Source organism: Micromonospora sp. NPDC047134, assembly GCF_040643455.1.
Lineage (GTDB): Bacteria > Actinomycetota > Actinomycetes > Mycobacteriales > Micromonosporaceae > Micromonospora.
In genome coordinates, this window is record NZ_JBEYUI010000002.1 from 466,850 (window position 1) to 492,789 (window position 25,940).

The 25,940-nt window shown below is 72.7% G+C and carries 29 protein-coding genes; 18 read left to right on the top strand and 11 right to left on the bottom strand.

Going from position 1 to position 25,940, the window contains the following annotated elements; translation table 11 throughout:
* The first annotated feature begins 44 nt into the window (after positions 1–44).
* Positions 45–1,220 (top strand): ROK family transcriptional regulator, encoded by a 1,176-nt coding sequence (locus tag ABZ795_RS04960; protein WP_357528940.1) that lies wholly within the window; start codon positions 45–47, stop codon positions 1,218–1,220.
* Between the two features lie 33 nt (positions 1,221–1,253).
* On the opposite strand, the gene ABZ795_RS04965 is transcribed toward ABZ795_RS04960, so the two are convergent.
* Both ABZ795_RS04965 and ABZ795_RS04970 read right to left on the bottom strand, forming a co-directional pair.
* Complete coding sequence (locus ABZ795_RS04965; RefSeq protein ID WP_357528942.1) at positions 1,254–2,267, bottom strand: ABC transporter permease subunit; 1,014 nt, start codon at positions 2,265–2,267, stop codon at positions 1,254–1,256.
* Complete coding sequence (locus ABZ795_RS04970) at positions 2,264–3,295, bottom strand: ABC transporter ATP-binding protein (protein WP_357528944.1); 1,032 nt, start codon at positions 3,293–3,295, stop codon at positions 2,264–2,266. The genes ABZ795_RS04965 and ABZ795_RS04970 overlap by 4 nt, the downstream gene beginning before the upstream one ends.
* A 93-nt stretch (positions 3,296–3,388) precedes the next feature.
* On the opposite strand from ABZ795_RS04970, the gene ABZ795_RS04975 reads away from it, so the two are divergent.
* On the top strand, positions 3,389–4,267 hold the full coding sequence (locus ABZ795_RS04975) for an ABC transporter ATP-binding protein (RefSeq protein WP_327027240.1): 879 nt from the start codon (positions 3,389–3,391) through the stop codon (positions 4,265–4,267).
* Between the two features lie 85 nt (positions 4,268–4,352).
* Entirely contained in the window at positions 4,353–5,249 is an 897-nt protein-coding gene (locus ABZ795_RS04980) for a ribokinase (RefSeq protein ID WP_357528946.1), read from the top strand.
* A gap of 29 nt (positions 5,250–5,278) precedes the next feature.
* Here ABZ795_RS04980 and ABZ795_RS04985 read toward each other — a convergent pair whose 3' ends face one another.
* Positions 5,279–6,250 (bottom strand): helix-turn-helix domain-containing protein, encoded by a 972-nt coding sequence (locus tag ABZ795_RS04985; protein WP_357528948.1) that lies wholly within the window; start codon positions 6,248–6,250, stop codon positions 5,279–5,281.
* Positions 6,251–6,322: 72 nt separating this feature from the next.
* Between ABZ795_RS04985 and ABZ795_RS04990 the strand changes: the two genes are divergently transcribed.
* Positions 6,323–6,781, top strand: coding sequence for a rhodanese-like domain-containing protein (locus tag ABZ795_RS04990; RefSeq protein ID WP_357528950.1), 459 nt, complete (start codon positions 6,323–6,325; stop codon positions 6,779–6,781).
* Between the two features lie 19 nt (positions 6,782–6,800).
* On the opposite strand, the gene ABZ795_RS04995 is transcribed toward ABZ795_RS04990, so the two are convergent.
* The 3 genes from ABZ795_RS04995 to ABZ795_RS05005 form a co-directional block, all read right to left on the bottom strand.
* The gene (locus ABZ795_RS04995; RefSeq protein ID WP_327022371.1) at positions 6,801–7,472 is read right to left on the bottom strand and encodes a hypothetical protein; all 672 of its coding nucleotides are present in this window, start codon (positions 7,470–7,472) and stop codon (positions 6,801–6,803) included.
* A gap of 45 nt (positions 7,473–7,517) precedes the next feature.
* A complete protein-coding gene (locus tag ABZ795_RS05000) occupies positions 7,518–7,994 on the bottom strand; it encodes a DUF6232 family protein (protein ID WP_327022370.1) in 477 nt (158 codons plus the stop codon).
* A 93-nt stretch (positions 7,995–8,087) separates the two neighbouring features.
* Entirely contained in the window at positions 8,088–8,561 is a 474-nt protein-coding gene (locus tag ABZ795_RS05005; RefSeq protein WP_327022369.1) for a DUF6232 family protein, read from the bottom strand.
* A 97-nt stretch (positions 8,562–8,658) separates the two neighbouring features.
* Here ABZ795_RS05005 and ABZ795_RS05010 point away from each other — a divergent pair, with 97 nt between their 5' ends.
* Both ABZ795_RS05010 and ABZ795_RS05015 read left to right on the top strand, forming a co-directional pair.
* A complete protein-coding gene (locus ABZ795_RS05010; protein ID WP_327022368.1) occupies positions 8,659–9,432 on the top strand; it encodes an enoyl-CoA hydratase-related protein in 774 nt (257 codons plus the stop codon).
* A gap of 68 nt (positions 9,433–9,500) precedes the next feature.
* The gene (locus tag ABZ795_RS05015; protein ID WP_357528953.1) at positions 9,501–11,123 is read left to right on the top strand and encodes an acetolactate synthase; all 1,623 of its coding nucleotides are present in this window, start codon (positions 9,501–9,503) and stop codon (positions 11,121–11,123) included.
* A gap of 24 nt (positions 11,124–11,147) precedes the next feature.
* Here ABZ795_RS05015 and ABZ795_RS05020 read toward each other — a convergent pair whose 3' ends face one another.
* Genes ABZ795_RS05020 through ABZ795_RS05030 form a run of 3 tightly spaced genes read right to left on the bottom strand, consistent with a single transcriptional unit; the run spans position 11,148 to position 12,284 of the window.
* Positions 11,148–11,564 carry a PLD nuclease N-terminal domain-containing protein gene (locus ABZ795_RS05020; protein WP_327022366.1) on the bottom strand — a complete coding sequence of 139 codons (417 nt, stop codon included), beginning with the start codon at positions 11,562–11,564 and terminating at the stop codon, positions 11,148–11,150.
* A 31-nt stretch (positions 11,565–11,595) separates the two neighbouring features.
* Positions 11,596–11,898, bottom strand: coding sequence for a DUF202 domain-containing protein (locus tag ABZ795_RS05025; RefSeq protein ID WP_327022365.1), 303 nt, complete (start codon positions 11,896–11,898; stop codon positions 11,596–11,598).
* Complete coding sequence (locus tag ABZ795_RS05030) at positions 11,895–12,284, bottom strand: DUF202 domain-containing protein (protein WP_327022364.1); 390 nt, start codon at positions 12,282–12,284, stop codon at positions 11,895–11,897. The genes ABZ795_RS05025 and ABZ795_RS05030 overlap by 4 nt, the downstream gene beginning before the upstream one ends.
* A gap of 41 nt (positions 12,285–12,325) precedes the next feature.
* Between ABZ795_RS05030 and ABZ795_RS05035 the strand changes: the two genes are divergently transcribed.
* The 4 genes from ABZ795_RS05035 (at position 12,326) to ABZ795_RS05050 (ending at position 15,520) form a co-directional block, all read left to right on the top strand.
* The gene (locus tag ABZ795_RS05035; protein WP_357528957.1) at positions 12,326–13,123 is read left to right on the top strand and encodes a GNAT family N-acetyltransferase; all 798 of its coding nucleotides are present in this window, start codon (positions 12,326–12,328) and stop codon (positions 13,121–13,123) included.
* A gap of 2 nt (positions 13,124–13,125) precedes the next feature.
* Entirely contained in the window at positions 13,126–13,524 is a 399-nt protein-coding gene (locus tag ABZ795_RS05040) for a hypothetical protein (RefSeq protein ID WP_357528959.1), read from the top strand.
* 244 nt (positions 13,525–13,768) lie between these two features.
* Positions 13,769–14,548 carry an electron transfer flavoprotein subunit beta/FixA family protein gene (locus tag ABZ795_RS05045; RefSeq protein WP_327022361.1) on the top strand — a complete coding sequence of 260 codons (780 nt, stop codon included), beginning with the start codon at positions 13,769–13,771 and terminating at the stop codon, positions 14,546–14,548.
* Between the two features lie 12 nt (positions 14,549–14,560).
* Positions 14,561–15,520, top strand: coding sequence for an electron transfer flavoprotein subunit alpha/FixB family protein (locus tag ABZ795_RS05050; protein ID WP_357528962.1), 960 nt, complete (start codon positions 14,561–14,563; stop codon positions 15,518–15,520).
* Positions 15,521–15,618: 98 nt separating this feature from the next.
* On the opposite strand, the gene ABZ795_RS05055 is transcribed toward ABZ795_RS05050, so the two are convergent.
* A complete protein-coding gene (locus ABZ795_RS05055) occupies positions 15,619–16,347 on the bottom strand; it encodes an anti-sigma factor (RefSeq protein ID WP_357528964.1) in 729 nt (242 codons plus the stop codon).
* Positions 16,301–16,903, bottom strand: a complete 603-nt coding sequence (locus ABZ795_RS05060; protein ID WP_327022358.1) for a sigma-70 family RNA polymerase sigma factor — start codon at positions 16,901–16,903, stop codon at positions 16,301–16,303. The genes ABZ795_RS05055 and ABZ795_RS05060 overlap by 47 nt, the downstream gene beginning before the upstream one ends.
* A gap of 257 nt (positions 16,904–17,160) precedes the next feature.
* Here ABZ795_RS05060 and ABZ795_RS05065 point away from each other — a divergent pair, with 257 nt between their 5' ends.
* The 8 genes from ABZ795_RS05065 (at position 17,161) to ligA (ending at position 25,939) form a co-directional block, all read left to right on the top strand.
* On the top strand, positions 17,161–17,991 hold the full coding sequence (locus ABZ795_RS05065; RefSeq protein WP_357528966.1) for a DUF4397 domain-containing protein: 831 nt from the start codon (positions 17,161–17,163) through the stop codon (positions 17,989–17,991).
* Positions 17,988–18,647, top strand: coding sequence for a class F sortase (locus ABZ795_RS05070; protein WP_357528968.1), 660 nt, complete (start codon positions 17,988–17,990; stop codon positions 18,645–18,647). The genes ABZ795_RS05065 and ABZ795_RS05070 overlap by 4 nt, the downstream gene beginning before the upstream one ends.
* Before the next feature lie 61 nt (positions 18,648–18,708).
* Positions 18,709–19,881, top strand: coding sequence for a cysteine desulfurase family protein (locus tag ABZ795_RS05075; protein ID WP_327022355.1), 1,173 nt, complete (start codon positions 18,709–18,711; stop codon positions 19,879–19,881).
* 127 nt (positions 19,882–20,008) lie between these two features.
* Positions 20,009–21,082 carry a tRNA 2-thiouridine(34) synthase MnmA gene (mnmA, locus tag ABZ795_RS05080; protein WP_357528970.1) on the top strand — a complete coding sequence of 358 codons (1,074 nt, stop codon included), beginning with the start codon at positions 20,009–20,011 and terminating at the stop codon, positions 21,080–21,082.
* Positions 21,083–21,196: 114 nt separating this feature from the next.
* Entirely contained in the window at positions 21,197–22,231 is a 1,035-nt protein-coding gene (locus ABZ795_RS05085) for a methionine synthase (protein ID WP_357528972.1), read from the top strand.
* 35 nt (positions 22,232–22,266) lie between these two features.
* A complete protein-coding gene (locus tag ABZ795_RS05090) occupies positions 22,267–22,635 on the top strand; it encodes a VOC family protein (RefSeq protein ID WP_357528974.1) in 369 nt (122 codons plus the stop codon).
* Positions 22,636–22,671: 36 nt separating this feature from the next.
* Positions 22,672–23,685: an ADP-ribosylglycohydrolase family protein gene (locus ABZ795_RS05095; protein ID WP_357528975.1), complete on the top strand. Its 1,014-nt coding sequence runs from the start codon at positions 22,672–22,674 to the stop codon at positions 23,683–23,685.
* A 118-nt stretch (positions 23,686–23,803) separates the two neighbouring features.
* Positions 23,804–25,939, top strand: coding sequence for an NAD-dependent DNA ligase LigA (ligA, locus tag ABZ795_RS05100; protein WP_357528977.1), 2,136 nt, complete (start codon positions 23,804–23,806; stop codon positions 25,937–25,939).
* Position 25,940: the final 1 nt, after the last annotated feature.

Sequence of the window (25,940 nt, forward strand, 5' to 3'; positions counted from 1 at the left end):
CGAAGCTATGGTTAGCGACGCTTACTAAAAATCAAGGACATGGCATGAGCGCGACCCGGCTTCCCGGCACACCACGGCTGTTGCGGGCCCTCAACGACCGCGCGGCATTGGAACTGCTGCTGGAGCAGGGGCCGTTGACCCGGGCCCGGATCGGTGAGTTGACCGGCCTGTCCAAGGTCACCGCCTCCCAGTTGGTGGAACGGCTGGAGGAGCGGGGCCTGGTGGCCCGGGTGGGTGAGCAGGCCGGCGGGCGGGGGCCGAACGCCCAGCTCTACGCCGTGCGGCCGGGCAGCGCGTACGTCGTCGGGGTGGACGTCGGGGCGGAACGGGTGGTGGCCGCCTGCGCGGACATCACCGGCGCGGTGGTCGGGCGGGTGGAACAGTCCACCCAGGACACCGACGACCCGGTGGGGGTGGTGCACAACGCCGTGGTCCAGGCCGCCAGCAGCGCCGGGGCGCAGTTGGACAGCGTACGCCGGATCGTGCTCGGCACCCCCGGCCTGGTCGATCCGGGCACCGGCGACATCACCTTCGCCTTCGACCTGCCCCGCTGGCACCGTGGCCTGCTGGCCGCCCTCCGCGAGGACCTGGACACCCCGGTGGTCTTCGAGAACGACGTCAACCTGGCCGCGGTGGCCGAGGCGCAGTCCGGCGCGGCCCAGGGGGTGGAGGATTTCGTCCTGGTCTGGATCGGCGCCGGGGTCGGCCTGGCGATCATGCTGAACGGCCGGTTGCACCACGGCAGCAGCGGCGCGGCCGGGGAGATCGGCTACCTGCCGGTGCCCGGGGCGCCGATCCCGCGCGACGTGTCCCGCCGGGCCAAGCCGGCCTTCCAGCAGGTGGCCGGGGCGGACGCGATCCGGGGCCTGGCCCGCGAGCACGGCTACCCCGACGGTGGCGCCGCCGAGGCGGTCAGGGCCGCCATCGCCGCCGGTACGGCCGGGGGGCCGATGCTCGACGAGGTGGCACGCCGGCTGGCCCTGGGGGTGGCCAGTACCTGCGTGGTGCTGGACCCTCCGCTGGTGGTGCTGGCCGGGGAGGTCGGCCAGGCCGGAGGGGCCGCGCTGGCCGAGCGGGTGCAGCACGAGGTGGCCGCCATCACCCTGGTCCGCCCCCGGGTGGTGCCCACCGGGCTGACCGAGGAACCGATCCTGCACGGCGCGCTGCGCACCGCCCTGAACGCCGTCCGGGACGAGGTCTTCGGCTCCACGGTTGGTTGAGGACCCCGCCGGGTCAGGCCAGGTCCCGCCGGGTCAGGCCAGGTCCCGGCGCCGGAACACCGCGAACGCGGCGATGGTGAGACCGGCGGTGAGCAGCAGCAGTACGGCCAGGGCCGGTCGCCAGGTCAGCAGGTAGCTGCCGTCGCAGTAGCCGTAGTAGTCGCTGGTGCAGACACTGTTGTCGTAGAGCCTGACCTCCTTGGTGAGCCAGGCGGCCACATGGGTGCTGAGCATGAGCTGATCCGGCCGGGCCACCTCCAGGATCTGCAGCACGATCCGGCCGCCCAACTCCCACACCACCAGGTACGCCATCACCGCGCCGAGGGCCGCCGCGGTGTGCCGACCGATGGTGGCCAGGGCGAAGCCGACCCCGGTGGCCAGCAGCACCAGCCCGATCCCCCGACCCCACAACTGGGCCAGGGCGGCCCAGAAGGTCGGGTCGGTGGGGCCGGGATAGCCGTCGAGGTGGGCGACGACCCAGAAGGTGACCAGGTACGCCACCGAGGCGAGCACGGACAGCACCACGACCGCGCCGAGCAGGGTGCCCAGTTTCGCACCGAGCACCATCAGTCGGCGGGGCCGCCACAGCAGAAGGTTGACCACCCCGCCGGAGTTCAGGTCGGCGCCGATGTAGGAGGCCCCGACCAGGAAACCGAACATCAGCAGGAAGGCGATCAGGAAGTACAGCAGCGACTCGGCCTGCTGGGTGAAGGTGAAGACCCCCTCCAGGAAGTCGGCCGTGACCGGCAACCGGTCCAACCGGGCGGGATCGACCTCGGCGCAGTCGTGCGGCAGGTAGGCGCCGTCTCGTTGGGCCCACTCCTCACCCCGATCGCGGGCCAGGCAGCGGGCATGTTCCGCCTCCAGGGCCTGTCGACTGGCCGCGGCCTCCTGCTGGGCGGTGGCGAGTTCGTCCCGGGTGGGCGAGTGGGAACCGGCCAGGGTGGTCCCCGCGGTCACCATGAACGCCGCCAGCAGCAACAGGACCATCAGCTGCACGAAGCGGCGGGCGGTCAGCCGCTCCACCTCGGCGCGGAACAGGTTCACCGATCCACCCCCCGGAACTCGTCCAGGTCGATCATCCGGCCGGCGGCGGGGGTCGCCCCACCGGAGCCGGGCCCGGGCCCGGGTCCGCCGTCGGCCTGCCGGGGGAGAGTCGGCTGCGGCCCGGCCCCGGTCAACTCCAGGAAGACGCTCTCCAGATCCGGCCGCACCGGGGTCAGCTCGCGTACCCAGAGGCCCTGCTCGCCCAGGGTCCGGCTGATCAGGGTCGGATCGGTCACCCGGCCGACGATCAGATGGTCGGGGTGCCCGGTGACGGTCAACCCGGCGCCGCGTAGCAGCTCCTCGGCCCGGACCAGGTCGTCGGCGCGTACCAGACACTCGTTGCGGTCGAACCCGGCCAGCACCTCGGCCACCGGCCCGGCCGTCACCCGCCGCCCCCGGGAGATGATCGTGACGTGGTCGCAGATCAGCTGGATCTCGGCCAGGATGTGACTGGAGACCAGCACGGTCACCCCGTTGCCGGCCAGGGTCCGCATCAGGTCCCGCATCTCCCGGATGCCCGCCGGGTCCAGCCCGTTGGCCGGCTCGTCCAGAATCAGCAGCTCGGGCCGTTTGAGCAGAGCCGAGGCCACCGCCAGGCGCTGCTTCATGCCGAGTGAGTACCCCTTGACCCGGTCGTGGCCCCGATCGCGCAGCCCGACCTGCTCCAGCACCTCGTCGACCCGGCTGACCGGCAGACCCCCGGCCACGGCCAGCAGCCGCAGGGTGCGGTGGCCGGTGAAGTTACCGAAGAACTGCGGACTCTCCACGATCGCGCCGACCCGGGCGGCGACCCGGGGCAGAGATTCCGGTGCGTCCGCACCGAGCACCCGCAGGTGTCCCGCGTCGGCGCGGACCAGCCCGAGCAAGGCCCGCAGGGTGGTGGTCTTGCCCGACCCGTTGGGCCCCAGGAACCCGTGCACCTGACCGGCCTCGACCAGCAGGTCGAAGCCGTCCACGGCGACCCGGGAACCCTTACGCAGACTGCGGAAGGTCTTCCGCAGTCCCTCGATCTCGATGACCGCGCTCACGCGGAAGACCCCGGACCACTACTGGGCATGACCGCCGACTCGGCTGAGGTGAGCAACGACACGGCGCTCACCCTACGGCCACCACGCCCGCCCATGGGGGCGGCACGCGTTGCGTGGTTGGATGGGCGGGTGACTGGTGACCTGATCCCTGGCGCCGGTGGCGCCTCGACCGCCCCCGCACCCGTGGACGCGGATCTGGTGGTCAGCCTCGACGGCGTCGGCGTACGCCGATCCGGCACCGCCCTGCTGCACGACGTCGACTGGCGGGTGGAGCTGGACGAACGCTGGGTGGTGCTGGGCCCCAACGGTGCCGGCAAGACCACCCTGCTCAACCTGGCCTCGGGGCGGCTGCACCCGACCGTCGGCACCGCCCACGTGCTGGGGGAGCGGATCGGCCGCACGGACCTCAACGAGCTGCGTACCCGCATCGGCCTGACCACCGCGGCCCTGGCCGCCAGCCTGCCGGCCGACGAGCGGGTCACCGATGTGGTGATGACCGCCGCCTGGTCGGTGGTCGGCCGCTGGCGGGAGAGCTACGACCCGGCCGACGAGGCCCGGGCGCGGGCCCTGCTGAGTCAGCTCGGGGTCGGCGGGCTGGCCGACCGCAGGTTCGGCACCCTGTCGGAGGGCGAACGCAAGCGGACCCAGATCGCCCGGGCGCTGATGACCGACCCGGAGCTGCTGCTGCTCGACGAGCCGGCGGCCGGGCTGGACCTGGGCGGCCGGGAGGACCTGGTGGCCCGGCTGGCCGAGCTGGCCCAGGATCCGGACGCCCCGGCGATGGTCCTGGTCACCCACCACGTGGAGGAGATCCCGCCCGGGTTCACCCACGCCCTGCTGCTGCGCGACGGCGGGGTGGTGGCCCAGGGCCTGCTGGCGGAGACCCTCACCGCGGACAACCTCACCAAGACCTTCGGCCTGCCGCTGCTGGTCGAACGCAACGGCGACCGCTACACCGCCCGCGCCGCCTGAGGTGTAAGGAAGGGCCCCCTCTTAACGCCTGAGGTATAGGAAGGGTCCCTTTCTAACAAGTCGCAAACCCCGCAGGGAGGCTCCCGTGCGTCAGCCTCGCGTCGTCGTGGTGGGCAGCGCGAACATGGATCTGGTCGCCACCGCGGAGGCCCTGCCCCGGCCGGGTGAGACCCGGCTCGGCACGGACTTCGTCATGGTGCCCGGCGGCAAGGGGGCCAACCAGGCCATCGCCGCGACCCGGGCGGGCGCCGACTGCGCCTTCCTGGGTGCGATCGGCTCGGACTCGTTCGGCGTCACCCTGAAGGCCCGGATCACCGCCGCCGGTGTCGACACCGGCCCGCTACGGGTCACCTACGGTCCCTCCGGGGTGGCCCTGGTGATGGTGAACGCCGCGGGCGAGAACGCGATCCTGGTGACCCCGGGGGCCAACGCCTCGCTCACCGACCTGACCGAGGCCGAACTCGACCTGGTACGCGGGGCCGACGTGCTCGTCGCCCAGTTGGAGATCCCGGTAGAGACGGTGACCCAGGCTGCCGTGGCCGCCCGGGAGGCGGGCAGACGGGTGGTGCTCAACGCGGCACCCGCCCTCCCGATGCCGCCGGAACTGCTGGCCGCCGTGGACCTGCTGGTGGTCAACGAGAACGAGGCCCAGGCCTACACCGGCCGGGGCCGGGAGGACCCGCACGCCCTGCTGGACCTGGTGCCGCGAGCGGTGCTGACCCTCGGCGCGGCGGGTGCCTGGTACGGCGATCGGGAGGGCACCGCCGTGCACCTGCCCGCCGTGCCGGTGGCGGCCGTCGACTCCACGGCCGCCGGGGACGCCTTCACCGGTGCCCTGGCGGTGGCCTGGGGCGAGGGCCGGGACCTGGTCGACGCGGTGCGCTGGGCGGTGGCGGCCGGGGCGGCCTGCGTCCGGCGCCTCGGCGCCAGCGTGTCCCTGCCCCACCGGGCCGAGATCGACGAGTTGTACCCGGCCCCCTGAACCGGCCGCGCCCGACCCCGCCGACCGGGTCAGCCGCCGGCAGCGGCTCGGAAGGCCCGGCGGTACGCCGAGGGGGAGGTCCGCATGGCCCGAGTGAAGTGGTGCCGGTAGGTGACCGGGGTGTCGAAGCCGACCGCCGCCGCGACCTGCCCGACCGGGGTGTCCGTGCTCTCCAGCAGGGCCAGGCTGGCCCGGATCCGCTGGTCGATCAGCCAGCGGATCGGGCTGGTGCCGGTGCTGCGGGCGAAGTGCCGCAGGTAGGTCCGGGTGGACATGTGCGCCTGTCGGGCCAGCCGCGCCACCGTGATCGGCTCCCGCAGGTGCGCCAGGGCCCAGGCCAGGCTGCCGGCGATCCGGTCGTCCTGCGGGTCCGCCGCCACCGGAGCCTCGATGAACTGTGCCTGGCCACCGTCGCGGTGCGGCGGGATCACCAGCCGACGGGCCACCGCGTTGGCGACCGCCGCCCCGTGGTCGCGCCGGACCAGATGGACACAGAGGTCCAGACCGGCCGCGCTGCCGGCGCTGGTGAGGATGTCCCCGTCGTCCAGGTACAGCACCTCGGGGTCCACAGTCACCTTCGGGTAGCGGCGGGCCAGCAGGTCGGCGTACCGCCAGTGGGTGGTGGCCCGACGACCGTCCAGCAGACCGGCACCGGCCAGGGCGAAGGCGCCGGAGCAGATGGAGACGATCCGGGCACCGGCCCGGTGCGCCCGGCGCAGGGCGGTGACCAGCTCCGGCGAGGGCACCCCGGTCACCTCGGGCACCCCGGGCACGATCACCGTCCGGGCGGCGGCCAGCACCCCCAGGCCGTACGGGCTGTGCAGGGTGGCGCCGCCGATGACCGGCACCGGCCCGGGGCGCTCGGCGCACAACCGCAGGTCGTACCAGGGCACGCCGAGTTCCGGGCGGGGGAGTCCGAAGACCTCGGTGACGATCCCGGTCTCGAAGACCGACATCCCCGGGTACGCGAGCACGGCGACGGTGCGATCGACCGGTGCCATGGCGGGATGTTAGCGCAGACCGTCGTCCCCGCCACTCCTGCTGGCGCCCGCGCAGCGGCCAGGATCGGTGCCATGACCCGTGCCTTCGCCGTACCGGCTGCCGATCCCGACACCGCTGTCGCCTACTTCCTGGCCGAGTTGAGGGTCACCACCGACGTGGCCGACGTGCACGCCGACCTGACCGCCGGGGTGCCCGGCCTGGTGGTGGTGGACTCCCGGGGCGAGGCGGCCTGGGCCCAGGGCCACCTGCCCGGGGCGGTGCACCTGCCCACCGCCCGGATCGCCGAGCGGGCCGCCCAGATCGTGCCGCCGGGTACCCGGGTGGTCACCTACTGCTGGGGTCCCGGCTGTGACGGGGCCACCCGGGCGGCGTTGGAGTTCGCCCGGCTCGGCTACCCGGTCAAGCAGATGCGCGGCGGCTACGAGTACTGGGTCCGTGAGGGCCTGCCGGTGGTCACCCCGACCGGGCTGACCCGTCGCGCCGTGGACGACCTGACCGCCCCCGCCCACACCCCTCACTGCGACTGCTGACCCTCCCGGCGGTCGTCGGTCAGCTGGCGTCGTCGTTGAGTTTCTCGCCGCGCCGACGCAGCATCGCCAGGCCGGGGATGCCGGCCACGGCTAGCTTGAGGTCCCGGGTGACGTCCAGCAGGTCGTGCAGGTCCGGGCCGACCCGGTCCAGGGTGGCCAGGATCGGCATGACGTCGGCGGTGAGATGCTGCCGCAGCTTCGGCAACTCGTCGATTAGGCGTACCGCCGCGGCCACCTCCTCGTGGCTGAGCTGCTCGATGAAGTGGGTGGCCATCGGCGCGGCCCGGCGCAGCGCGGGCTCGTACGCGGTCAGCAGTTCGGCCGCCGTCGCCGCGGCCTCGGCCGCCACCCCTACCGCCTCGGCCGCCCGGCCGGACACCGTCTGCGCCCGCGTCACCACCTCGGCGGCGGCAGCGGCGACCGTACCGGCGTTGTCCACCGCGGCGGTCGCGGCGGCGCTGATCACGGCTACCTCCCGGACGGCGACCTCGGCGTCGGCCAGCACCTGGTCGGTGCGGTCCAGGGTCTCCTCGATCCGGTCGACCACCCCGTTGATCCGGGTCAGCAGCGCCTCCACCCCGTCGAGGACCGCGAAGGCGCGGCCCGGGATCGCGGCGAAGGAGGCGGCCGAGTCGAGGGCGGTACGGGTCAGGCCGACGACGGCGGTCGGCCGGGGCAGGGGGATCACCATGAACTCCAGTGTGCGCCGGGCGGGCCACCGTCGCCGCGCGGGTGGTCACCAGCGGTCACTCTGCTCCACGGCCCGCTGCACCGCCCGGTAGATCTGCCCGAAGCGCAGGGCGTCCGGGGTGCGCAGCACCATGGCCTCCTGCCCCCGGTACTGCACCCACAGCTCGTGCACCCGGTTGCCGCGTTCGTAGGAGCGGTCCAGCCAGCCCAGCGGGATCTCCAGGAAGGGCACCAGGGCCAGGGCGATGACCAGGCAGGCCACCAGTGCCACCAGGGCCGGCACCCAGCCCCGGTCCTGGGCCGAGAAGAGCAGCGACAGTACGCAGACCACCCCGATGAGCGGGGGCAGGGACAGCAGCAGCACCAGTACGCCCCGCCCGAGCACCCGGCCCCGGACCGCCAGGGTGGTCTGCCCCTTCTGATGCCAGACATAGGTGACCTCGGAGATCGGGATGACGTGTCCGGCGACCCGGATCGACTCTGAGGAGACCTGCACCGCATCGTCCCGGTAATAGAGCGCCATCACTAAGCCTAACCATCTTCCGGCAACTGATGGCGATGGCGCGGTCACCCTGAGGGGTGTGGTTAAGCGGGGACCCCTGCTCTACCGGAGGCGTTAACGGGGGGCCCTTCCTTGCATCTGGGCTTCCATGGCGCGTTGGACGGCGCGGTAGATCTGTCCGAAGCGCAGCGCGTCCGGGGTGCGCAGCAGCCGTACCGGGTGGCCCCGCCAGCGGATCCAGACCTCACGGGGGCGGCTGCCTCGGGCGTACGAGCGGTCGAAGTACTCGAAGAGCTGGTCGGCGATCGGCCCGGCGGCCAGTCCGATCAGGATGGAGACCCCGATGATGGCGACCGTGACGGTGGCCGACCCGTCCAGCCAGACGGCCAGCGCGATGCCGAGCACGGCGGCCACCAGTGGGCCGATCATCGCCGCGCCGAGGGCACCCCGGCCGATCAGCACCCGCCAGGACCGGCTGCCCTGGTGGTGCCAGACCTCGCTGATCTCGGCCAGCGGGTAGGCGTCGCCGTTGACGGTGACGGCGGTGGAGGTGACCTGTACGGACTTGTCGTCGTAGTACGTGACCATGGGAACTCCGGGGCGCGGGACTGGCAGCCAGACTACGTGCCGGTGGCGGCTGGTCGTAAGGTTGGCACGCGACTTCGACGAGGAAGTGAGGCTCAGCGTGGGCGAGTTCGTGCGGCTGGAGACCGGGGACGGCATCGGCACCATTCGGCTGGAACGGCCGCCGATGAACGCCCTGAACACCCAGGTCCAGGAGGAGTTGCGGGCCGCGGCGACGGCGGCCACCGCCGACCCCGGAGTCCGCGCGGTCATCGTGTACGGCGGGGAGAAGGTCTTCGCGGCCGGGGCGGACATCAAGGAGATGGCCGACATGTCCTATGTGGACATGGCGGACCGGGCCGCCGACCTGTCCAGCGCCCTCGGCGCGATCGCCCGGATCCCCAAGCCGGTGGTCGCCGCGATCACCGGGTACGCCCTGGGTGGGGGTTGTGAGCTGGCGCTGGCCTGTGACTGGCGGGTGGTGGCCGAGGACGCCAAGCTGGGCCAGCCCGAGATCAAGCTGGGCATCATCCCCGGTGCCGGGGGCACCCAGCGACTGGCCCGGCTGGTCGGCCCGGCCCGCGCCAAGGACCTGATCATGTCGGGTCGGATGGTCGACGCCCAGGAGGCGCTGCGCATCGGCCTGGCCGACCGGGTGGTCCCGGCGGCCGAGGTCTACGCGGCGGCCGTGGCGCTGGTGAAGCCGTACCTCAGCGGGCCGGTGCAGGCGCTGCGGGCGGCCAAGCTGGCGGTCGACGGCGGCCTGGACATGGACCTGAACTCGGGCCTGGCCTGGGAGAGTCAGCTCTTCGCGGCGCTGTTCGCCACGGAGGACCGGCGGGAGGGCATGCGGGCCTTCGTCGAGAAGCGCAAGCCGGACTTCACCGGTCGATGAGGGTGGTTCACATTCCTCCTACCGGCCAGTAGCGTGTGACTCCGGTCAGGCTAGGCGAAGGAGCGGCGATGACGGAGCGGATCGAAGGCCACGGCGGAGACCTGGCCCTGGCGGCGCTGCGGGCGTACGGGGTGCGGGAGATGTTCACCCTCTCCGGCGGTCACGTGTTCCCGCTCTACGACGCCGCCCACAAGGCCGGATTCCCGCTGTACGACGTGCGGCACGAGCAGTCCGCCGTCTTCGCCGCCGAGGCGGTGGCCAAGTTGCAGCGCCGCCCCGGCCTGGCCGTGCTCACCGCCGGTCCCGGGGTGACCAACGGCATCTCCGGCCTGACCAGCGCCTACTTCAACGCCTCCCCGGTGCTGGTGCTGGGCGGGCGGGCCCCGCAGTTCCGGTGGGGTTCCGGCAGCCTCCAGGAGATGGACCACCTGCCGCTGGTCGCCCCGGTCACCAAGCACGCCGAGACGGTGTTCAGCGCCGACGACATCCCCCGGGCGGTCGCCGCGGCGCTGACCACCGCCCTCACCCCGCACCGGGGCCCGGTCTTCCTGGACTTCCCCCTGGAGGCGGTCTTCTCCACCGGCGACGCCGACCTGCCGGCCGGACCGGCCATCGCCGGAATCGAGGCCGACCCCGAGGAGGTCGCCAAGGCCGCCGGCCTGATCGCCTCCGCGCAGCGGCCGGTCATCATCGCCGGGTCGGACGTCTACGCCGGGGACGCCGTGGCGGCCCTGCGCGCCGCCGCCGAGGCCCTGGAAGTGCCGGTCTTCACCAACGGCATGGGCCGGGGGGCCCTGCCCCCGCAGCACCCGCTGGCCTTCGCCAAGGCCCGGCGGGTGGCGCTCAAGGGCGCCGACGTGGTCGTGGTGGTGGGCACCCCGTTGGACTTCCGGCTCTCCTTCGGCGACTTCGGCGACGCCACCGTGGTGCACATCGTCGACGCCCCCAGCCAGCGGGCCACCCATGTGCAGCCCGCCGTGGCCCCCGCCGGTGACCTGCGCGCCATCCTCACCACCCTGGCCGAGTACCCCGGCGACCGGGTCGACCACACCGACTGGGTGGCGCAGTTGCGTACCGCCGAGGACGCCGCCAAGGCCCGCGACGCCGAGGAGATGGCCGCCGAGACGGACCCGATCCGTCCCGCCCGGGTCTACGGCGAGTTGCGTCGGGTGCTGGCCGCGGACGCGATCACCATCGGTGACGGCGGGGACTTCGTCTCATACGCCGGCCGGTACCTGGAGCCGGCCCAGCCGGGCACCTGGCTGGACCCGGGCCCGTACGGCTGCCTGGGCACCGGCATGGGCTACGCGATGGGGGCCCGGGTGACCCATCCCGACCGGCAGATCTGTGTGCTGATGGGCGACGGGGCGGCCGGCTTCTCGCTGATGGATGTGGAGTCCCTGGTCCGGCAGAAGCTGCCGGTGGTCATCGTGGTCGGCAACAACGGCATCTGGGGGCTGGAGAAGCACCCCATGCGGGCCATGTACGGCTACGACGTGGCCGCCGACCTCCAGCCGGAACTGCGCTACGACCAGGTGGTCACCGCCCTGGGCGGGGCGGGGGAGACGGTCGCCAAGGCCGCCGATCTGGGCCCGGCCCTGCACCGGGCCTTCGAATCCGGGGTGCCCTACCTGGTCAATGTCATCACCGACCCGGCCGACGCCTACCCCCGCTCGTCCAACCTGGCCTGATCCCGGGGCGACCTGCCCCGGGGGTCACACCTCGGGGCGGGGCTCCTCGCGGGGCGGGTCCCCCTCGCGGCGGCGCAGGTCGTCCTCGCGCTTGCGCAGGTCGTCCTCCCAGCGGCGGAAGAGTTCCTGGTCCTCCTGGCGCGAGCGCTCCTCGATCGAGCGCAGGAACTCGGGGTCGTCGTCCGGCGCGAGCGGCCGGGCCGGACGGCGTACCGGGGACTGGACTCCGCCGGAGAACATGCCCCCACCGGCGGCCTTGCGCTTGCGGCCGGCCAGGAACCAGGCGATCGAGCCGATCAGGGGGAAGAACAGGATCATCAGCACCCAGGCGATCCGGGGCAGATGACGAACGTCGTCCTCCTCGGCCGAGAGGCAACTGATCAGGGCGCAGACGGCGAGGACGACCTGTACCAGGAAGAGGAGGATATAGAGCCGGGCCATGCACCCATCATGTCCTACTCCCGGTCGATGCTCACACCCCGTACGCGACCAGCACGACCCCGATCAGGGCGAACCCGGTGATGCACAGCCCGACGGCACCGTAGGTACGACCGCCGGTGCGGGGCACCCCGGTGCCCACGGCCCGGCGCCAGCACAGCTTGATCGCGACGCCCCAGCAGAGGATGGCCAGGACGGCCAGCACCGCCCCGAACCGGTCGGCGAGCAGCGCCAGTCGGACGGTCAGGATCGCCACCACGGTCACCGCCAGCGCGGCACGCCGCCAGGCCAGCCGGGTCCGCTCGGGTTGAAGCCCCGGGTCGCGGGCGGCAGTCATCCGTCGATCGCCCCGGCCACGACCGCGACCACCAGCAGCAGCGCGCCGAGGCCCACCACGACGGCCAGCACCGCCGGGAAGCGGGAGGCCGGCAGCTCCTCGTCCAGCCGGATGGCCCGTTCCACCCGCGCCCAGTGGTCGATGGCGCGGATCGCCACCGCGCCGCCGAGCAGCAGCAGCGCCACGGAGATCGCCTCACGCAGGTGCCGGGGGGACAGGGTGGGCAGGAACTGGGCGGCGGCCAGGCCACCGGCGATCAGCGCCAACCCGGTACGCAGCCAGGCCAGGAAGGTCCGCTCGTTGGCCAGGGAGAAGCGGTAGTCGGGGGTGGTGCCGACCGAACGCATCTCCTGCGGGTCGAACCAGTTCCTGATCCTCTGCCACACGGTGGTGATTATCCGGCGTTAACTGGGCATAACCTGGAAACATGACGGATCTTGACGTGACGACTTTGCGCGCGGCGTACGACGCCCAGCTGCGGCCGGGCCTGCCCGACCCGGTCCCAGAGGGCGCGAGCATCGAGCCGGACGGTCCGTTGTTCCGGATCTGGGGTCTCGACTCTGGTGGTCTGGTGACCTACCGGGACCTCGGTGGGCTGGTCGACGCCGAACTCGACGCCCTGATCGCCCGCCAGGTGGCGGCGTCCCGGGAGCGGGGCGAGCCGGTGGAGTGGAAGCTGCACGGCCACGACGAGCCGGCGGACCTGCCGCAGCGGCTGCAAGCGGCCGGTTTCCTGCCGCAGGCCCAGGAGACCGTCCTGGTCGGCCCGGTCGCGCCGCTGGCCTCCGCGCTGCCGGTGGTGCCCGAGGGGGTACGACTGCGGGAGGTCACCACCGGGGCGGACCTGGACCGGATCGCGGCCCTGGAGACCGAGCTGTGGGGCCGTGACCTGGCCGGCCTCGCCGACGGGCTGGAATGCGAGATCGCCGCCGATCCGCAGGCGATCACCGTCGTGGTGGCCGAGGCCGGTGACACCCTGGTCAGCGCGGGCTGGGTCCGCTATCCCGCCGGCACGCCCTTCGCCACCCTGTGGGGTGGGTCCACCCGGCCGCAGTGGCGTCGGCAGGGCATCTACCGGGCGCTGGTCACCTACCGGGCCCGGCTGGCCGGCCAGCGGGACCGGACCCTGTTGCAGGTCGACGCCGCCGAGGAGAGTCGCGCGCTGCTGGAGAGTCTCGGTCTCGTCCCGGTGACCAGCACCACCCCCTACGTCTACACTCCGTGATCATGGAGCGTCGACTGACGGACGAGGAGATGTCGACCCTCAAGACGGGGGCCTTCGGGGCGGTGTTCCTGGTGTCCGACGCCGACCCGGGGGTGCTGGCGCTGTTCCGGGAGAGCTTCGCCGCCTCCGCGGCCATCGTCGGCGCCAGCGGGGTGGTAGAGACGGCCCTGCGCAGCGGGCCCCTGCCTAAGCTGCCCCGCCGCTCGGCGGCGGACGTCGAGGGGGTCGTGCTGCCCGCCCTGCGGGAGGCGGTCCGGGTCCTGGCGGAGAAGTCGCCGGAGGATGTCGCGGTCTACCGCTCGGTGGTGCTGGCCGCCGCCGATCGGACGGCGCGGGCCCACAACGGGATCAGTGCGGCGGAGGCGCAGGTCATCGAGCGGATCGCCGAGGCGCTGGCCTGACCGGGCCGGCACCCTCCGGCCGTCGGCGCGTGCCGGTTGGCCGCAGGTGCCCCGGAGCGGGGAGAATGCCGGTGAGCTGAGTCACTCGGGGCGCGTCCGGAAGGTAAGCTACTGGCAGGTAACATTGCCGCGTGGGCAACTGCACCGCAGCCTGAAGTTGACCTAACGGTGGCTAAGGAGCAAGGCTGCGCCCAGCACAGGGCAAGTGATCACACCACCACAGCAGGAGGGTCGTCGAAGCGCGATGAATATCGTCGTACTCGTCAAGCAGGTGCCTGATTCGGGCGCGGACCGCAACCTGCGTCCTGACGACAACACAGTCGACCGCGGTTCGGCGAACAACGTCATCAACGAGATGGACGAATACGCCATCGAAGAGGCGTTGAAGATCAAGGAAGCGCATGGCGGCGAGGTGACCATCCTGACCATGGGTCCGGACCGGGCGACCGAGTCGATCCGTAAGGCGCTGTCGATGGGCCCGGACAAGGCGGTGCACGTGGTGGACGACGCCCTGCACGGGTCGTGCGCCGTGGCCACCTCCAAGGTGCTCGCCGCCGCCCTCGGTCAGCTCAACGCCGACCTGGTGCTCTGCGGGTCGGAGTCGACCGACGGCCGGGTGCAGGTGATGCCGCACATGCTGGCCGAGCGGCTCGGGGTGGCGGCCCTGACCGGGGCCCGCAAGCTCACCGTCGAGGGCGCCACCCTGACGGTGGAGCGGCAGACCGAGGAGGGCTACGAGGTGGTCACCGCCTCGACCCCGGCCATCGTGTCGGTCTGGGACACCATCAACGAGCCCCGGTACCCGTCCTTCAAGGGCATCATGGCCGCCAAGAAGAAGCCGGTGCAGACCCTGTCCCTGGCCGACCTGGGGGTGGCCGCGGACGAGGTCGGCCTCGCCGGGGCGACCAGCGTGGTCGTCGAGCACAGCAAGCGTCCGCCGCGCTCCGGTGGCGCGAAGGTCACCGACGAGGGTTCCGGCGGCGTGCAGCTGGTCGAGTTCCTCGCCACCGAGAAGTTCGTGTGAGGGGTGTGGGACATGTCTGAGGTTCTCGTCGTCGTCGAAGCCACTGGCGAGTTCGGCGTCAAGAAGGTCACCCTGGAAATGCTCACCCTGGCCCGTGAGCTGGGCAGCCCCTCGGCCGTGGTGCTCGGTGGCACCGGCGCCGCCGAGGCGCTGTCGGCCAAGCTGGGCGAGTACGGCGCGGAGAAGATCTACGCCGCCGAGGGTGAGCAGATCGACGGTTACCTGGTGGCCCCGAAGGCCACCGTGGTCGCCGAGCTGGTCAAGCGGGTACAGCCGGCCGCCGTCCTGCTCGCCTCCTCCCAGGAGGGCAAGGAGATCGCCGCCCGACTGGCGGTCAAGCTGGACAACGGCATCCTGACCGACGTGGTCGCCCTGGCCGCCGACGGCACCGCCACCCAGGTGGCCTTCGCCGGCTCCACCATCGTCACCGCCAAGGTGACCCGGGGCCTGCCGCTGGTCACCGTCCGGCCGAACTCGGTGACCCCGACCCCGGCCGCCGCCACCCCGGCGGTCGAGCAGCTCACCGTCGCCGTCAGCGACACCGACAAGCTGGCCAAGGTGGTCGACCGGGTGGCCGAGCAGAAGGGCTCCCGGCCCGAGCTCACCGAGGCCGGCGTGGTCGTGGCCGGTGGCCGTGGGGTCGGCAACGCGGACAACTTCAAGCTGGTCGAGGAGATCGCCGACCTGCTCGGCGGCGCCGTCGGCGCCTCCCGGGCGGCGGTGGACTCCGGCTTCTACCCCCACCAGTACCAGATCGGGCAGACCGGCAAGACGGTCTCCCCGCAGCTGTACATCGCGCTGGGCATCTCCGGTGCGATCCAGCACCGGGCCGGTATGCAGACCTCGAAGACCATCGTCGCGGTCAACAAGGACGGCGAGGCGCCGATCTTCGAGCTGGCCGACTTCGGTGTGGTCGGTGACCTGTTCAAGGTGGTCCCGCAGGCCGCCGAGGAGATCCGCAAGCGCAAGTGAGCCGTACCGCGACAGCCGCCGTCCGGAATCCCGGACGGCGGCTGTCGCGTGAACAAGGGAGCTGATCGGCGGGCCGGGGAGCTGAACCGGCCCGCCGATCAGCCCGTCAGAGCGCCCCTCAACAGGCTGTCGCCGGAGTGGGCGGTGTCGTTGTCGAACTGCTCGGCGGAGACGTCCACGACAGAGTATTGCCGCAGGTCCACGTTCGGCGGCAGCGGCAGCAGCACCTCAGAGCCACTGCCCAGCACCCCGACCGAGAACATCTCCATGTTCTGCGGGTTGATCAGCCACACCTCGTAATACCCCGGTACGGGCGGGAGATTCGCTACGTGCAGGTGCAGTTCTCCGCTGCCGAGCACCCGGGCGTCACCCCGGGCCTGTGGCGGGGTCGAGCCGTACGCGGCCAGTTGGGCACTGGCCGTCACGGACGGCTGCGGCGGAGTGCCCTCCCGCAGCACCGCGGCCGTGCCGACCACCCCCAGGGCGGCGGCGGCAACCGCGGTGACCGCGTACCGGACCCAACGGCGGGGCCGGCGGGACACCGGCGGTACGGCCGGGTCCGGGTGATCCTCCGGCCGTGGCCGGGTCAGGGTGGGCAGCTGTTGGGCCGCCGCGATCTCGGCGGTGATGTTCTGCCAGAGGTGCTCCGGCGGATCGGGCAGGTCGCGCAGGGACTGGGTGGCCTTGCCCAGGCCGGCGACCTCGCGCAGACCCGCCAACTCGGTGCGGCAGTGCGCGCAGGCGACCAGATGGCTGCGGTCGGCATTGTCCGCCTCGGTCTCACCGAGCGCCAGAAATATCAGCCGGTCGTGCTCCAGATGCTGCACCGTCCACCTCCCATCTGCGCTTGAGACTCGCCATGCCCCGCCGGATGTGACTCTTCACCGTGCCCAGCGGCACTCCGGTGACCGCCGCGATCTGCTGGTGGGTCAGATCGTCGAAGAAGGCCAATTCCAACATCCGTCGCTGCTCGTCCGGCAGCCGCGCCAACTCCTCGGCCACCACCAGCCGGTCGACCACGGTGTCCGGGTCGTCGCCAGGGGGCACCGGTTCGGGCAGTTGGCGTACGGTCTCGACCACCCGGTTCTCCCGGGCGAAGGAGCGCAGCCGGTCGATCACCTTGCGTCGGCCGATCCCCAGCAGCCAGCCGACCAGCGACCCCTTGGTCGGATCGAAGGTGTCCCGGCCCAGCCAGGCGGCGACGAAGGTGGCCTGGGTCGCGTCCTCCGCGTCGCTGCGGTTGATCAGGGTGCTGGTGGCCAGGTGGAGCACGGCCCGTCCGTAGCGGTCGTACGCCTCGCGTAGCGCCCGCTCGTCACCGGCCCGGAAGCGTCGGGCCAACTCGTCGTCGGAGGTCTCCGGCTCCTGCCGGATCTCCGTCACGAGACGGCTCGCCTGGTTGGAGGCATACCCGACTGTAGCGCGCACCGGTGCCGTCCTCTCTGTCCGTCTGACGTGGCCTGGCGATCCGTTCGCCCCAGGGGCTCCTCGACCTCTCTTCGTCCGGGCGGTGCTGGTCGGATGCGCTTTCGACGAAGAAAAGAAAGTCGCCTCCGGCCGCATCCGGATGGCGTGGACCCGGCGTAACTCGGGGTGCACAGCAAGCCTGACGAACCAGTACGAAACAGCAGGAGGCAGACATGCAGTTCGCGTACCTTCGCCGGGTCGCCGCGGGTGGCGCGGTCGCCGCGCTGACCTTCGTCGGCGCCGGCCTCGCGACGGCGACCCCGGCCTACGCCGCCGACTCGAAGGTCTCCGTCGTGCACGGGATCCCGGACACCCCGGTCGACGTCTACGTCAACGGGGAGAAGACCCTGGAGAACTTCAAGCCCGGCGACGTGGCCGGCCCGCTGGACCTGCCGGAGGGGTCGTACGACATCGCCCTGACCAAGCCCGGTGAGCCCATCGGACAGGCGATCCTGACCGCGGACGACGCCGAGGTGCCCGGCGGGGCGAACATCAGCATCGCCGCCCACCTGAACGCCGAGGGGGAGCCCACCATCACCCCCTTCGTCAACGACACCGCCAAGGTCGACCCCGGCAAGGCCCGGCTGATCGTCCGGCACACCGCCGCCGCCCCGGGGGTGGACGTACGGGCCGGTGGCAGCCCGGTCTTCGAGGGGCTGACCAATCCGAACGAGGCCAAGGCCGACGTGGACGCCGGCAGCGTCTCCGCCGACGTGGTGCTCGCCGGCACCGACACGGTGGTGATCGGGCCGGCCGACCTGAACCTGCGCGAGGGCACGGCCACGATCGTCTACGCCATCGGCTCCGCGGAGGCGGAGAACCTGACCGTGGTGGCGCAGACCATCACCGGCCTGCACTCGGCCCCCTCCGGGGTGCCCAGCGGCACCGGCGGCCAGGCCGACACCGGCCTGGGATCGTGGTGGTACGCCCTGGCGGGCACCGGGCTCCTGCTGCTGGTCGCCGGTGGGGCGCGGGTGGCCGTACTCCGGTCGGGTCGCCGGTGACCGTGGTCAACCGTGGGGCGCTGGCGGCGGTGGCCGCCGGCGCCGCCGCGCTGACCGTGGCGGCCGTGCTGGCCGTGCTGTCCCGACCGGACGGGCCGGTCGGCGCCGAGCAGGCCGCCGCCCTGGCCGACCCGACCCCCTCGGCCGCCCGGTCGTCGACCGGTGGCCCCCCGGTGGTCCCGGGGGCCCTGCCGGACGATCCCGCGGTGGTGCCCCCGGTCCGCCTGCGGATCCCGGCGATCGAGGTCACCGCCCGGGTCAACCCCGTCGGGGTCGACAAGGGCACCGGGGAGTTCGACGTGCCGCCCAGTGTCGACCGGGTCGGCTGGTACCGCTACGGACCCGGGTTGGCGGCCGAGACCGGTTCGGTGGTGATCGCCGGGCATGTCGACAGCGCCGAGCAGGGCCGGGGGGCCTTCTACCGACTGCGCGACCTGGCACCGGGCGACACCCTGACGGCCACCGGTGAGGACGGGATCGAGCGGGCCTACCGGGTGGTGGCCCGGGAGGAGTACGACAAGACGAAGATCCCGCTGGAGCGTTACTTCGCCCGTGACGGTCGGCCCCGCCTGACCCTGATCACCTGCGGCGGGCCCTTCGACGCCGAGGCCCGCCGGTACCGCGACAACATCGTGGTGACCGCGGTGCCGGTCTGATGTCCGGGTCGGGTCATCCAGCCTGAGGTCGGGGCGCACCCGGTCGTTAGGCTGAGTCGTGATGGCTTACCTGGATCATGCTGCGACGACCCCGGTGCTCCCCGAGGCACTTGAGGCGTACGTCGCGGCCGCCCGCGAGGTCGGCAACGCGTCCTCACTGCACGCCTCCGGTCGGCGTGCCCGGCGGCAGGTGGAGGAGTCGCGGGAGCGGGTGGCCGCCGCACTGGGTGCCCGGCCCTCCGAGGTGATCTTCACCGGTGGCGGTACGGAGAGCGACAACCTGGCGGTCAAGGGCATCTTCTGGGCCCGCCGGGACGCCGACCCGGCCCGCCGCCGGGTGGTCTCCAGCGCGGTCGAGCACCACGCCGTACTGGACGCGGTGGACTGGCTGGGCCGACACGAGCAGGCACAGTTGGGGTTGCTGCCGGTCGACGAGGTCGGCCGGCTGCACCCCGACGCGTTGCGCGCGGAGCTGGCCGAGCACGGCGACCAGGTGGCGTTGATCACCGCGATGTGGGCTAACAACGAGGTCGGCACGGTGCAGCGGATCAGCGAGCTGGCCGCCGTGGCGACGGAGTTCGGGGTGCCGATCCACACGGACGCGATCCAGGCGGTCGGCCAGATACCGGTCGACTTCGCCGCCAGCGGGGTCGCCGCCCTCACCGTGACCGGGCACAAGCTGGGCGGCCCGGTCGGGGTGGGTGCCCTGCTGCTGGCCCGGGAGGTGGCCGCCGTCCCCCTGCTGCACGGGGGTGGGCAGGAACGGGACGTACGCTCCGGCACTCTGGACACCGCCGGCATCGTCGCCTTCGCCGTCGCGGTCGAGGCCGCCGTCAAGGGCCAGCAGGAGTACGCCGTCCGGGTGGCCGCCCTCCGCGACGACCTGGTGCGGCGGGTCCGGCAGGCGGTGCCCGAGGTGGTCTACAACGGCGACCCGGCCGACCGGCTGCCCGGCAACGCGCACTTCTCCTTCCCCGGCTGTGAGGGGGACGCCCTGCTGCTGCTGCTGGACGCCCAGGGCATCTACTGCTCCACCGGTTCGGCCTGCTCGGCGGGGGTGGCCCAGCCCTCGCACGTCCTGCTGGCGATGGGCGCGGACGACGACCGGGCCCGCTCCTCGCTGCGCTTCTCCCTCGGCCACACCAGCACCTCCGCCGACGTGGACGCCCTGATCGCCGCGCTGCCCGGTGCGGTCGAACGGGCCCGCCGCGCCGCCCAACGCAGCCCCCGCTGACGGCGAAGGAAGGGCCCCTTCTTAACGCCTGCGGTAGAGCAGGGGCCCCCGGTTAACACCTGCCCCACCGAGCGCCGACCGGCGCCGGGGCGGGGGATAGGCTCGACGGGAAGGGAGCGTGGTCCGGGTGAGGGTGTTGGCGGCGATGTCCGGCGGCGTGGATTCCGCCGTGGCGGCGGCGCGGGCGGTGCAGGCCGGTCACGACGTCACCGGCGTACACCTGGCTCTGGCGCGCAACCCCCAGACCTACCGCACCGGCGCCCGGGGCTGCTGCACCCTGGAGGACTCCCGGGACGCCCGGCGCGCGGCCGACGTGCTCGGCATCCCGTTCTACGTGTGGGACATGGCCGACCGCTTCCACGCCGACGTGGTCGACGACTTCGTCGCCGAGTACGCGGCCGGGCGTACCCCCAATCCCTGCCTGCGCTGCAACGAGAAGATCAAGTTCGCCGCGGTGCTGGACCGGGCGGTGGCCCTGGGGTTCGACGCGGTGGTCACCGGCCATCACGCCCGGCTGGGTCCGGACGGTCTGCTGCGCCGCAGTGTCGACCTGGCCAAGGACCAGTCCTACGTGCTGGCCGTGCTCACCCGGGAGCAGTTGGACCGGTCGATGTTCCCGCTCGGCGACTCGACCAAGGCCCAGGTGCGGCAGGAGGCCGCCGACCGTGGTCTGGCCGTCGCCGACAAGCCGGATTCGCACGACATCTGCTTCATCGCCGACGGCGACACCCGGGGTTTCCTGGCCCAGCGGCTCGGCGAGTCGCCCGGCGACGTGGTCGACGCCACCACCGGCTCCGTGGTCGGCCGGCACACCGGGGCGTACGCGTACACCGTCGGGCAGCGGCGTGGTCTGCACCTGGACCGGCCGGCCCCGGACGGTCGGCCCCGGTACGTGCTCTCCATCACCCCCAAGACCAACACGGTGACGGTGGGCCCGGCCGAGGCCCTGGAGGTGTCCACCGTCTCCGCCACCCGTCCGGTCTGGACCGGGGGCCCGATTCCGGATCAGCCGATCGAGTGCGAGGTGCAGTTGCGGGCGCACGGTGACGTCGTACCTGCCGCCGTCAGGGTCGACGGCGACCGGCTGCGTGCCGACCTGCGTCGTCCGCTGCGGGGGGTGGCGGCCGGTCAGGCCCTCGTCGCCTACCGCCCGGACCCGGCCGGGGACATCGTCCTGGGCTCGGCCACCATCACCGACTGATCGCCCACCCCTGGCGCTGGCCCGGCTGCCTGGCCGGGGTCGAGGGGGCCGGTGCCGGGTCGGGGGAGCGGTGGTTGGGGCGGGTCGGGGTACGCCAGCGGGTAGGGTGCTGCCGTGACTGATCGGGATTGGCCCTGGCCGGTGGGCGCGGCGACCGGGATCGGGTCGCTGCCCGGCACCGACATCGCCGAGGCACAGCGGATCGTGCTCGGTGAACTTCCCGCCCTGCCACACCTGCCCGAGTTGCCGGCCCGGGGGCCGGGCGCCGACCTGATCGGGCGCACCGCCGGCCTGCTGGCCGAATTGCCGGTGGAGCTGTACGCCGCCCGCTGGCGAATCGCCTCCCGCCCCGGCAAGGACCTGCGCCGGGCCCGTGACCTGATGGAACGGGACCTGGACCAGTTGGCCGAGCAGGCCGAGGAGTACGCCGGCACGATCAAGATCCAGGCGGGCGGTCCACTGACCCTGGCCGCCTCCCTGGAGTTGCCGATCGGCGGCCGGATGCTGCGCGACCCCGGCGCGGTACGCGATCTCGCCGGTTCCCTGGCCGAAGGGCTGCGCAATCACGTCGAGGCGGTGGCCCGCCGGGTGCCCAGGGCCAGGGTGCTGCTCCAGTTGGACGAGCCCTCGTTGCCGACCGTGCTGGCCGGTCGGGTACCTACCGAGAGTGGCCTCGGCACCTACCGGGTCATGGAGTCGGAGGTGGCCCGGGCCCTGCTGGGCGGGGTGATCGAGGCGGCGGGGGTACCGACCGTGGTGCACTGCTGTGCCCCGGAGGTGCCGCTGGAGTTGATCCGGTCCGCCGGTGCGGTCGGGGTGGCCCTCAACCTGAGCCGGGTGACCGAGCTGGACCCCCTGGGTGAGGCGCTGGACGCCGGCCTGGGCCTGCTGGCCGGGGCCGCGTCGACCTCGCCGCCCTCATCGCCGTCCGGCGGTCCGGCGACACCCTCGGCTGCTGGGGCGCCGACCTCGGCCCAGGTGGCCGATCGGGTACGCGGACTCTGGGACCGCCTGGGCTTCCCCCGGGCCCACCTCGCCGAGCAGGTGGTGGTCACTCCCACCTGCGGGCTGGCCGGGGCGACCCCGGCGTACCTCCGGGGGGTCCTGGCCGCCTGCCGGGACGCGGGTCGTCGGCTCGCCGAGGTGTGAGTTTCCTGTCGTACCCGGTGGGCAGGATGACCGACATGATTGGACGACTACGCTCCACGGTCATCGACTGCCCCGACCCTCGGGCCCTGGCGGGCTTCTACGCCGAGCTGCTAGGCCTGCCGCTGGTGGAGGACGACTCCGAGGGCAACGACTGGGTGGTGCTCGGGGGTCCACCCGGCCATCAGCCCCGGTTGGCCTTCCAACGGGCACCGGATCTGCGTCCGCCGGCCTGGCCCGATCCGGACCGCCCCCAACAGCTCCACCTCGACGTGACGGTCGAGGACATCGAGACCGCGGAGCAGGCGGTGCTGGCGCTGGGCGCCCGGCGACTGCCCGGTGCGGGTGAGGGGTTCCGGGTCTACGCCGACCCGTTCGGGCATCCCTTCTGTCTCTGCTGGCCCTGACCGCCTCCGGCGGGCCGGGGCTTGCCGACTGACGGCATGATCTTCTCCATGACCACCGCCGTGTCACATCGAGTCGCCGGTTCGCTCTTCGGGCTCGCCTACGGCGACGCCCTGGGCAAGCCCACCGAGTTCCTCAGCGTCGCCGAGATCGAGAACCGGTACGGGCCGACCGGCCCTAGGGACCTGGTCGGCGACCCCGCGCTGGTCACCGACGACACCCAGATGGCGCTGGCGGTGGCCTGGGCGCTGCACGACGCCCCGGAGTTCACCCCCGAGGCGGTGCAGCCCCTGCTGCGGCAACGCTTCCTGACCTGGGCCGGCAGCCCGGACAACAACCGGGCACCGGGAATGACCTGCCTGCGGGCCTGTGCCGAGCTGTCCCGGGGACTGCCCTGGCAGCAGGCCACCGTGATCGACTCCAAGGGCTGCGGGGCCAACATGCGGGTGACCCCGGTCGGGCTGCTGGCCATCGACCCGGACACCCTGGCCGGGCTGGCCCAACTCCAGGCCGGCCTGACCCACGGTCACCCGACCGGCCTGGCCGCCAGCGAGCTGACCGCGTACGCCGTCTGGTTGTTGCGGGCCGGTGCCGCCCTGGCGGAGCTGCCCGGTCTGCTCACCGATCGGGTGGACGAGCAGCGGAAGGTCTACCGGGACGACTGGCTCGGCGACCTGTGGCGGCGCGCCGGGGCCGCGACGCCGCAGGAGTTCATCGCGGCCGGTTGGGACGAATGCGGTGCCGCGCTGGGTCGGCTGGACGCGGCCCTGTCCGCACCGGACGAGGGTGGCGACCCGTGCCGGCTGACCGGTGCGGGGTGGATCGCGGAGGAGGCCCTGGCCACCGCCCTCTACTGCGCCCTGCGGCACGCCGAGGACCCGGTCGGCGCCCTGGCCCGGGGCGCCCGGACCGCCGGTGACTCCGATTCCATCGCCGCGCTCGCCGGTGCCTTCGTGGGCGCGGCCCAGGGCATGGCCGCCTGGCCGACCCGGTGGGCCGAGCAAATCGAGTACGCCGACCAGCTGGCCGCCCTCTCCGCCGATCGCGACTGAACGGTTGGGGCCCGGCGTAACGGCTGGTGGCCGCCCTGGTGGGCCGGGTTGTCCGACCCGGGGACTACGGTGCGGAGGTAGCACGATCACGGGAGGTCCGGTGGCCGGAGGCGGCAGCGTGTCCGAAGAAGCGAGCGGTCAGCAGGTCAGCGCGGCGCAGGAGGCGGCGGCGGGAGCCGAGCCGACCCCACAGGCGCGGGAACGTCACGCCACCCTCAGTCAGGAGCTGACCGAGCATCAGTACCGCTACTACGTGCTCGACGCGCCGACCGTCTCCGACGCGGAGTTCGACCGGCAACTGCGTGAGCTGACCGCCCTGGAGGAGGAGTTCCCGGCCCTGCGTACGCCGGACTCGCCGACCCAGCGGGTCGGTGGCACCTTCTCCACGGACTTCACCCCGGTGGCCCACGCCGAGCGGATGATGTCGCTGGACAATGCCTTCGCCGACGAGGAGCTGGCCGCCTGGGCGGAGCGGGTGGAGCGGGACGCCGGTGGGCCGGTGCCCTACCTGTGCGAGCTGAAGGTCGACGGGCTGGCGATCAACCTGACCTACCAGGGGGGCCGGCTGATCCGGGCGGCCACCCGGGGGGACGGGCGCACCGGCGAGGACGTCACCGCCAACGTACGCAGCATCCGGGACGTGCCCAGCCGGCTGACCGACTCGGAGCAGTACGGCCCGGTCCCCGAGTTCATCGAGGTGCGAGGCGAGATCTACTTCCCGGTCGAGGCCTTCGCCGACCTCAACGCCGGCCTGGTCGAGCAGGGCAAGGCACCCTTCGCCAACCCCCGCAACGCGGCCGCCGGCAGCCTGCGGCAGAAGGACCCGCGGATCACCGCCTCCCGGCCGTTGCGGCTGGTGGTGCACGGCATCGGGGCCCGGCGTGGTTTCCAGCCGAGCACCCAGTCGGAGTCCTACTCGGCCTTGCAGGCGTGGGGGCTGCCGACCAGTGACCGCTGGCGGGTGCTGCCGGATCTGGCCGGGGTCCGCGACTACATCGCCCACTACGCCGCGCACCGGCACGACGTCGAGCACGAGATCGACGGGGTGGTCGTGAAGGTCGACCCGGTGCCGATCCAGGGACGACTGGGCTCGACCAGCCGGGCACCCCGTTGGGCGATCGCCTTCAAGTACCCCCCGGAGGAGGTCAACACCAAGCTCCTCGACATCGAGGTAGAGGTCGGCCGTACCGGGCGGGCCACCCCCCGGGCCGTGCTGCAACCGGTCAAGGTGGCCGGCTCCACAGTGACGTACGCGACCCTGCACAACGCCCGCGAGGTGCAGCGCAAGGGGGTGCTGATCGGTGACACGGTGGTGATCCGCAAGGCCGGTGACGTGATCCCCGAGGTGCTGGGCCCGGTGGTCGATCTGCGCCCGCCGGACGCCCGCCCCTTCGTCATGCCCACCACCTGCCCGGCCTGCGGCACCCCGCTGGCCCCGGCAAAGGAGGGCGACGTCGACATCCGCTGCCCGAATGCCCGCAGCTGCCCGGCGCAGCTGCGGGAGCGGGTGTTCCACCTGGCCGGGCGCGGCGCCTTCGACATCGAGGCACTGGGCTACAAGAGCGGGGCCGCCCTGCTGGACGCGCAGATCATCACCGACGAGGGGGACCTGTTCTCCCTGGACGCGGAGCAGTTGGCCCGGTCGCCCTTCTTCGTCAACAAGGACGGCAGCCTGGGCACCAACGCCACGAAGCTGCTCGACAACCTGGCCGTGGCCAGGGAACGTGACCTGTGGCGGGTGCTGGTGGCGCTCTCCATCCGGCATGTCGGGCCGACGGCCGCACAGGCCCTGGCCCGGCACTTCCGCTCGATCGAGGCGATCGACGCCGCCTCGGAGGAGGAACTCTCCTCCGTCGACGGGGTAGGCCCGACCATCGCGGCCAGCATCCGGGAGTGGTTCGCCGTCGACTGGCACCGCGAGGTGGTCCGCAAATGGGCCGAGGCCGGGGTACGGATGGCCGAGGAGGCCGTGGCGGAGGGGCCCCGCCCCCTGGAGGGGGTCACCGTGGTGGTCACCGGCACCCTCAGCGGATACTCCCGCGACCAGGCCGCCGAGGCGATCCAGTCCCGGGGCGGCAAGGTCTCCGGCTCGGTCTCCAAGAAGACCGGCTTCGTGGTGGTCGGGGACAATCCCGGGTCCAAGGCGGACAAGGCGGCGACCCTCAAGGTGCCGATCCTCGACGAGGAGGGTTTCCAGGTCCTGCTCGATGCGGGGGTCGAGGCGGCCCGCGAGGTGGCACGCATCGACGCCTGAC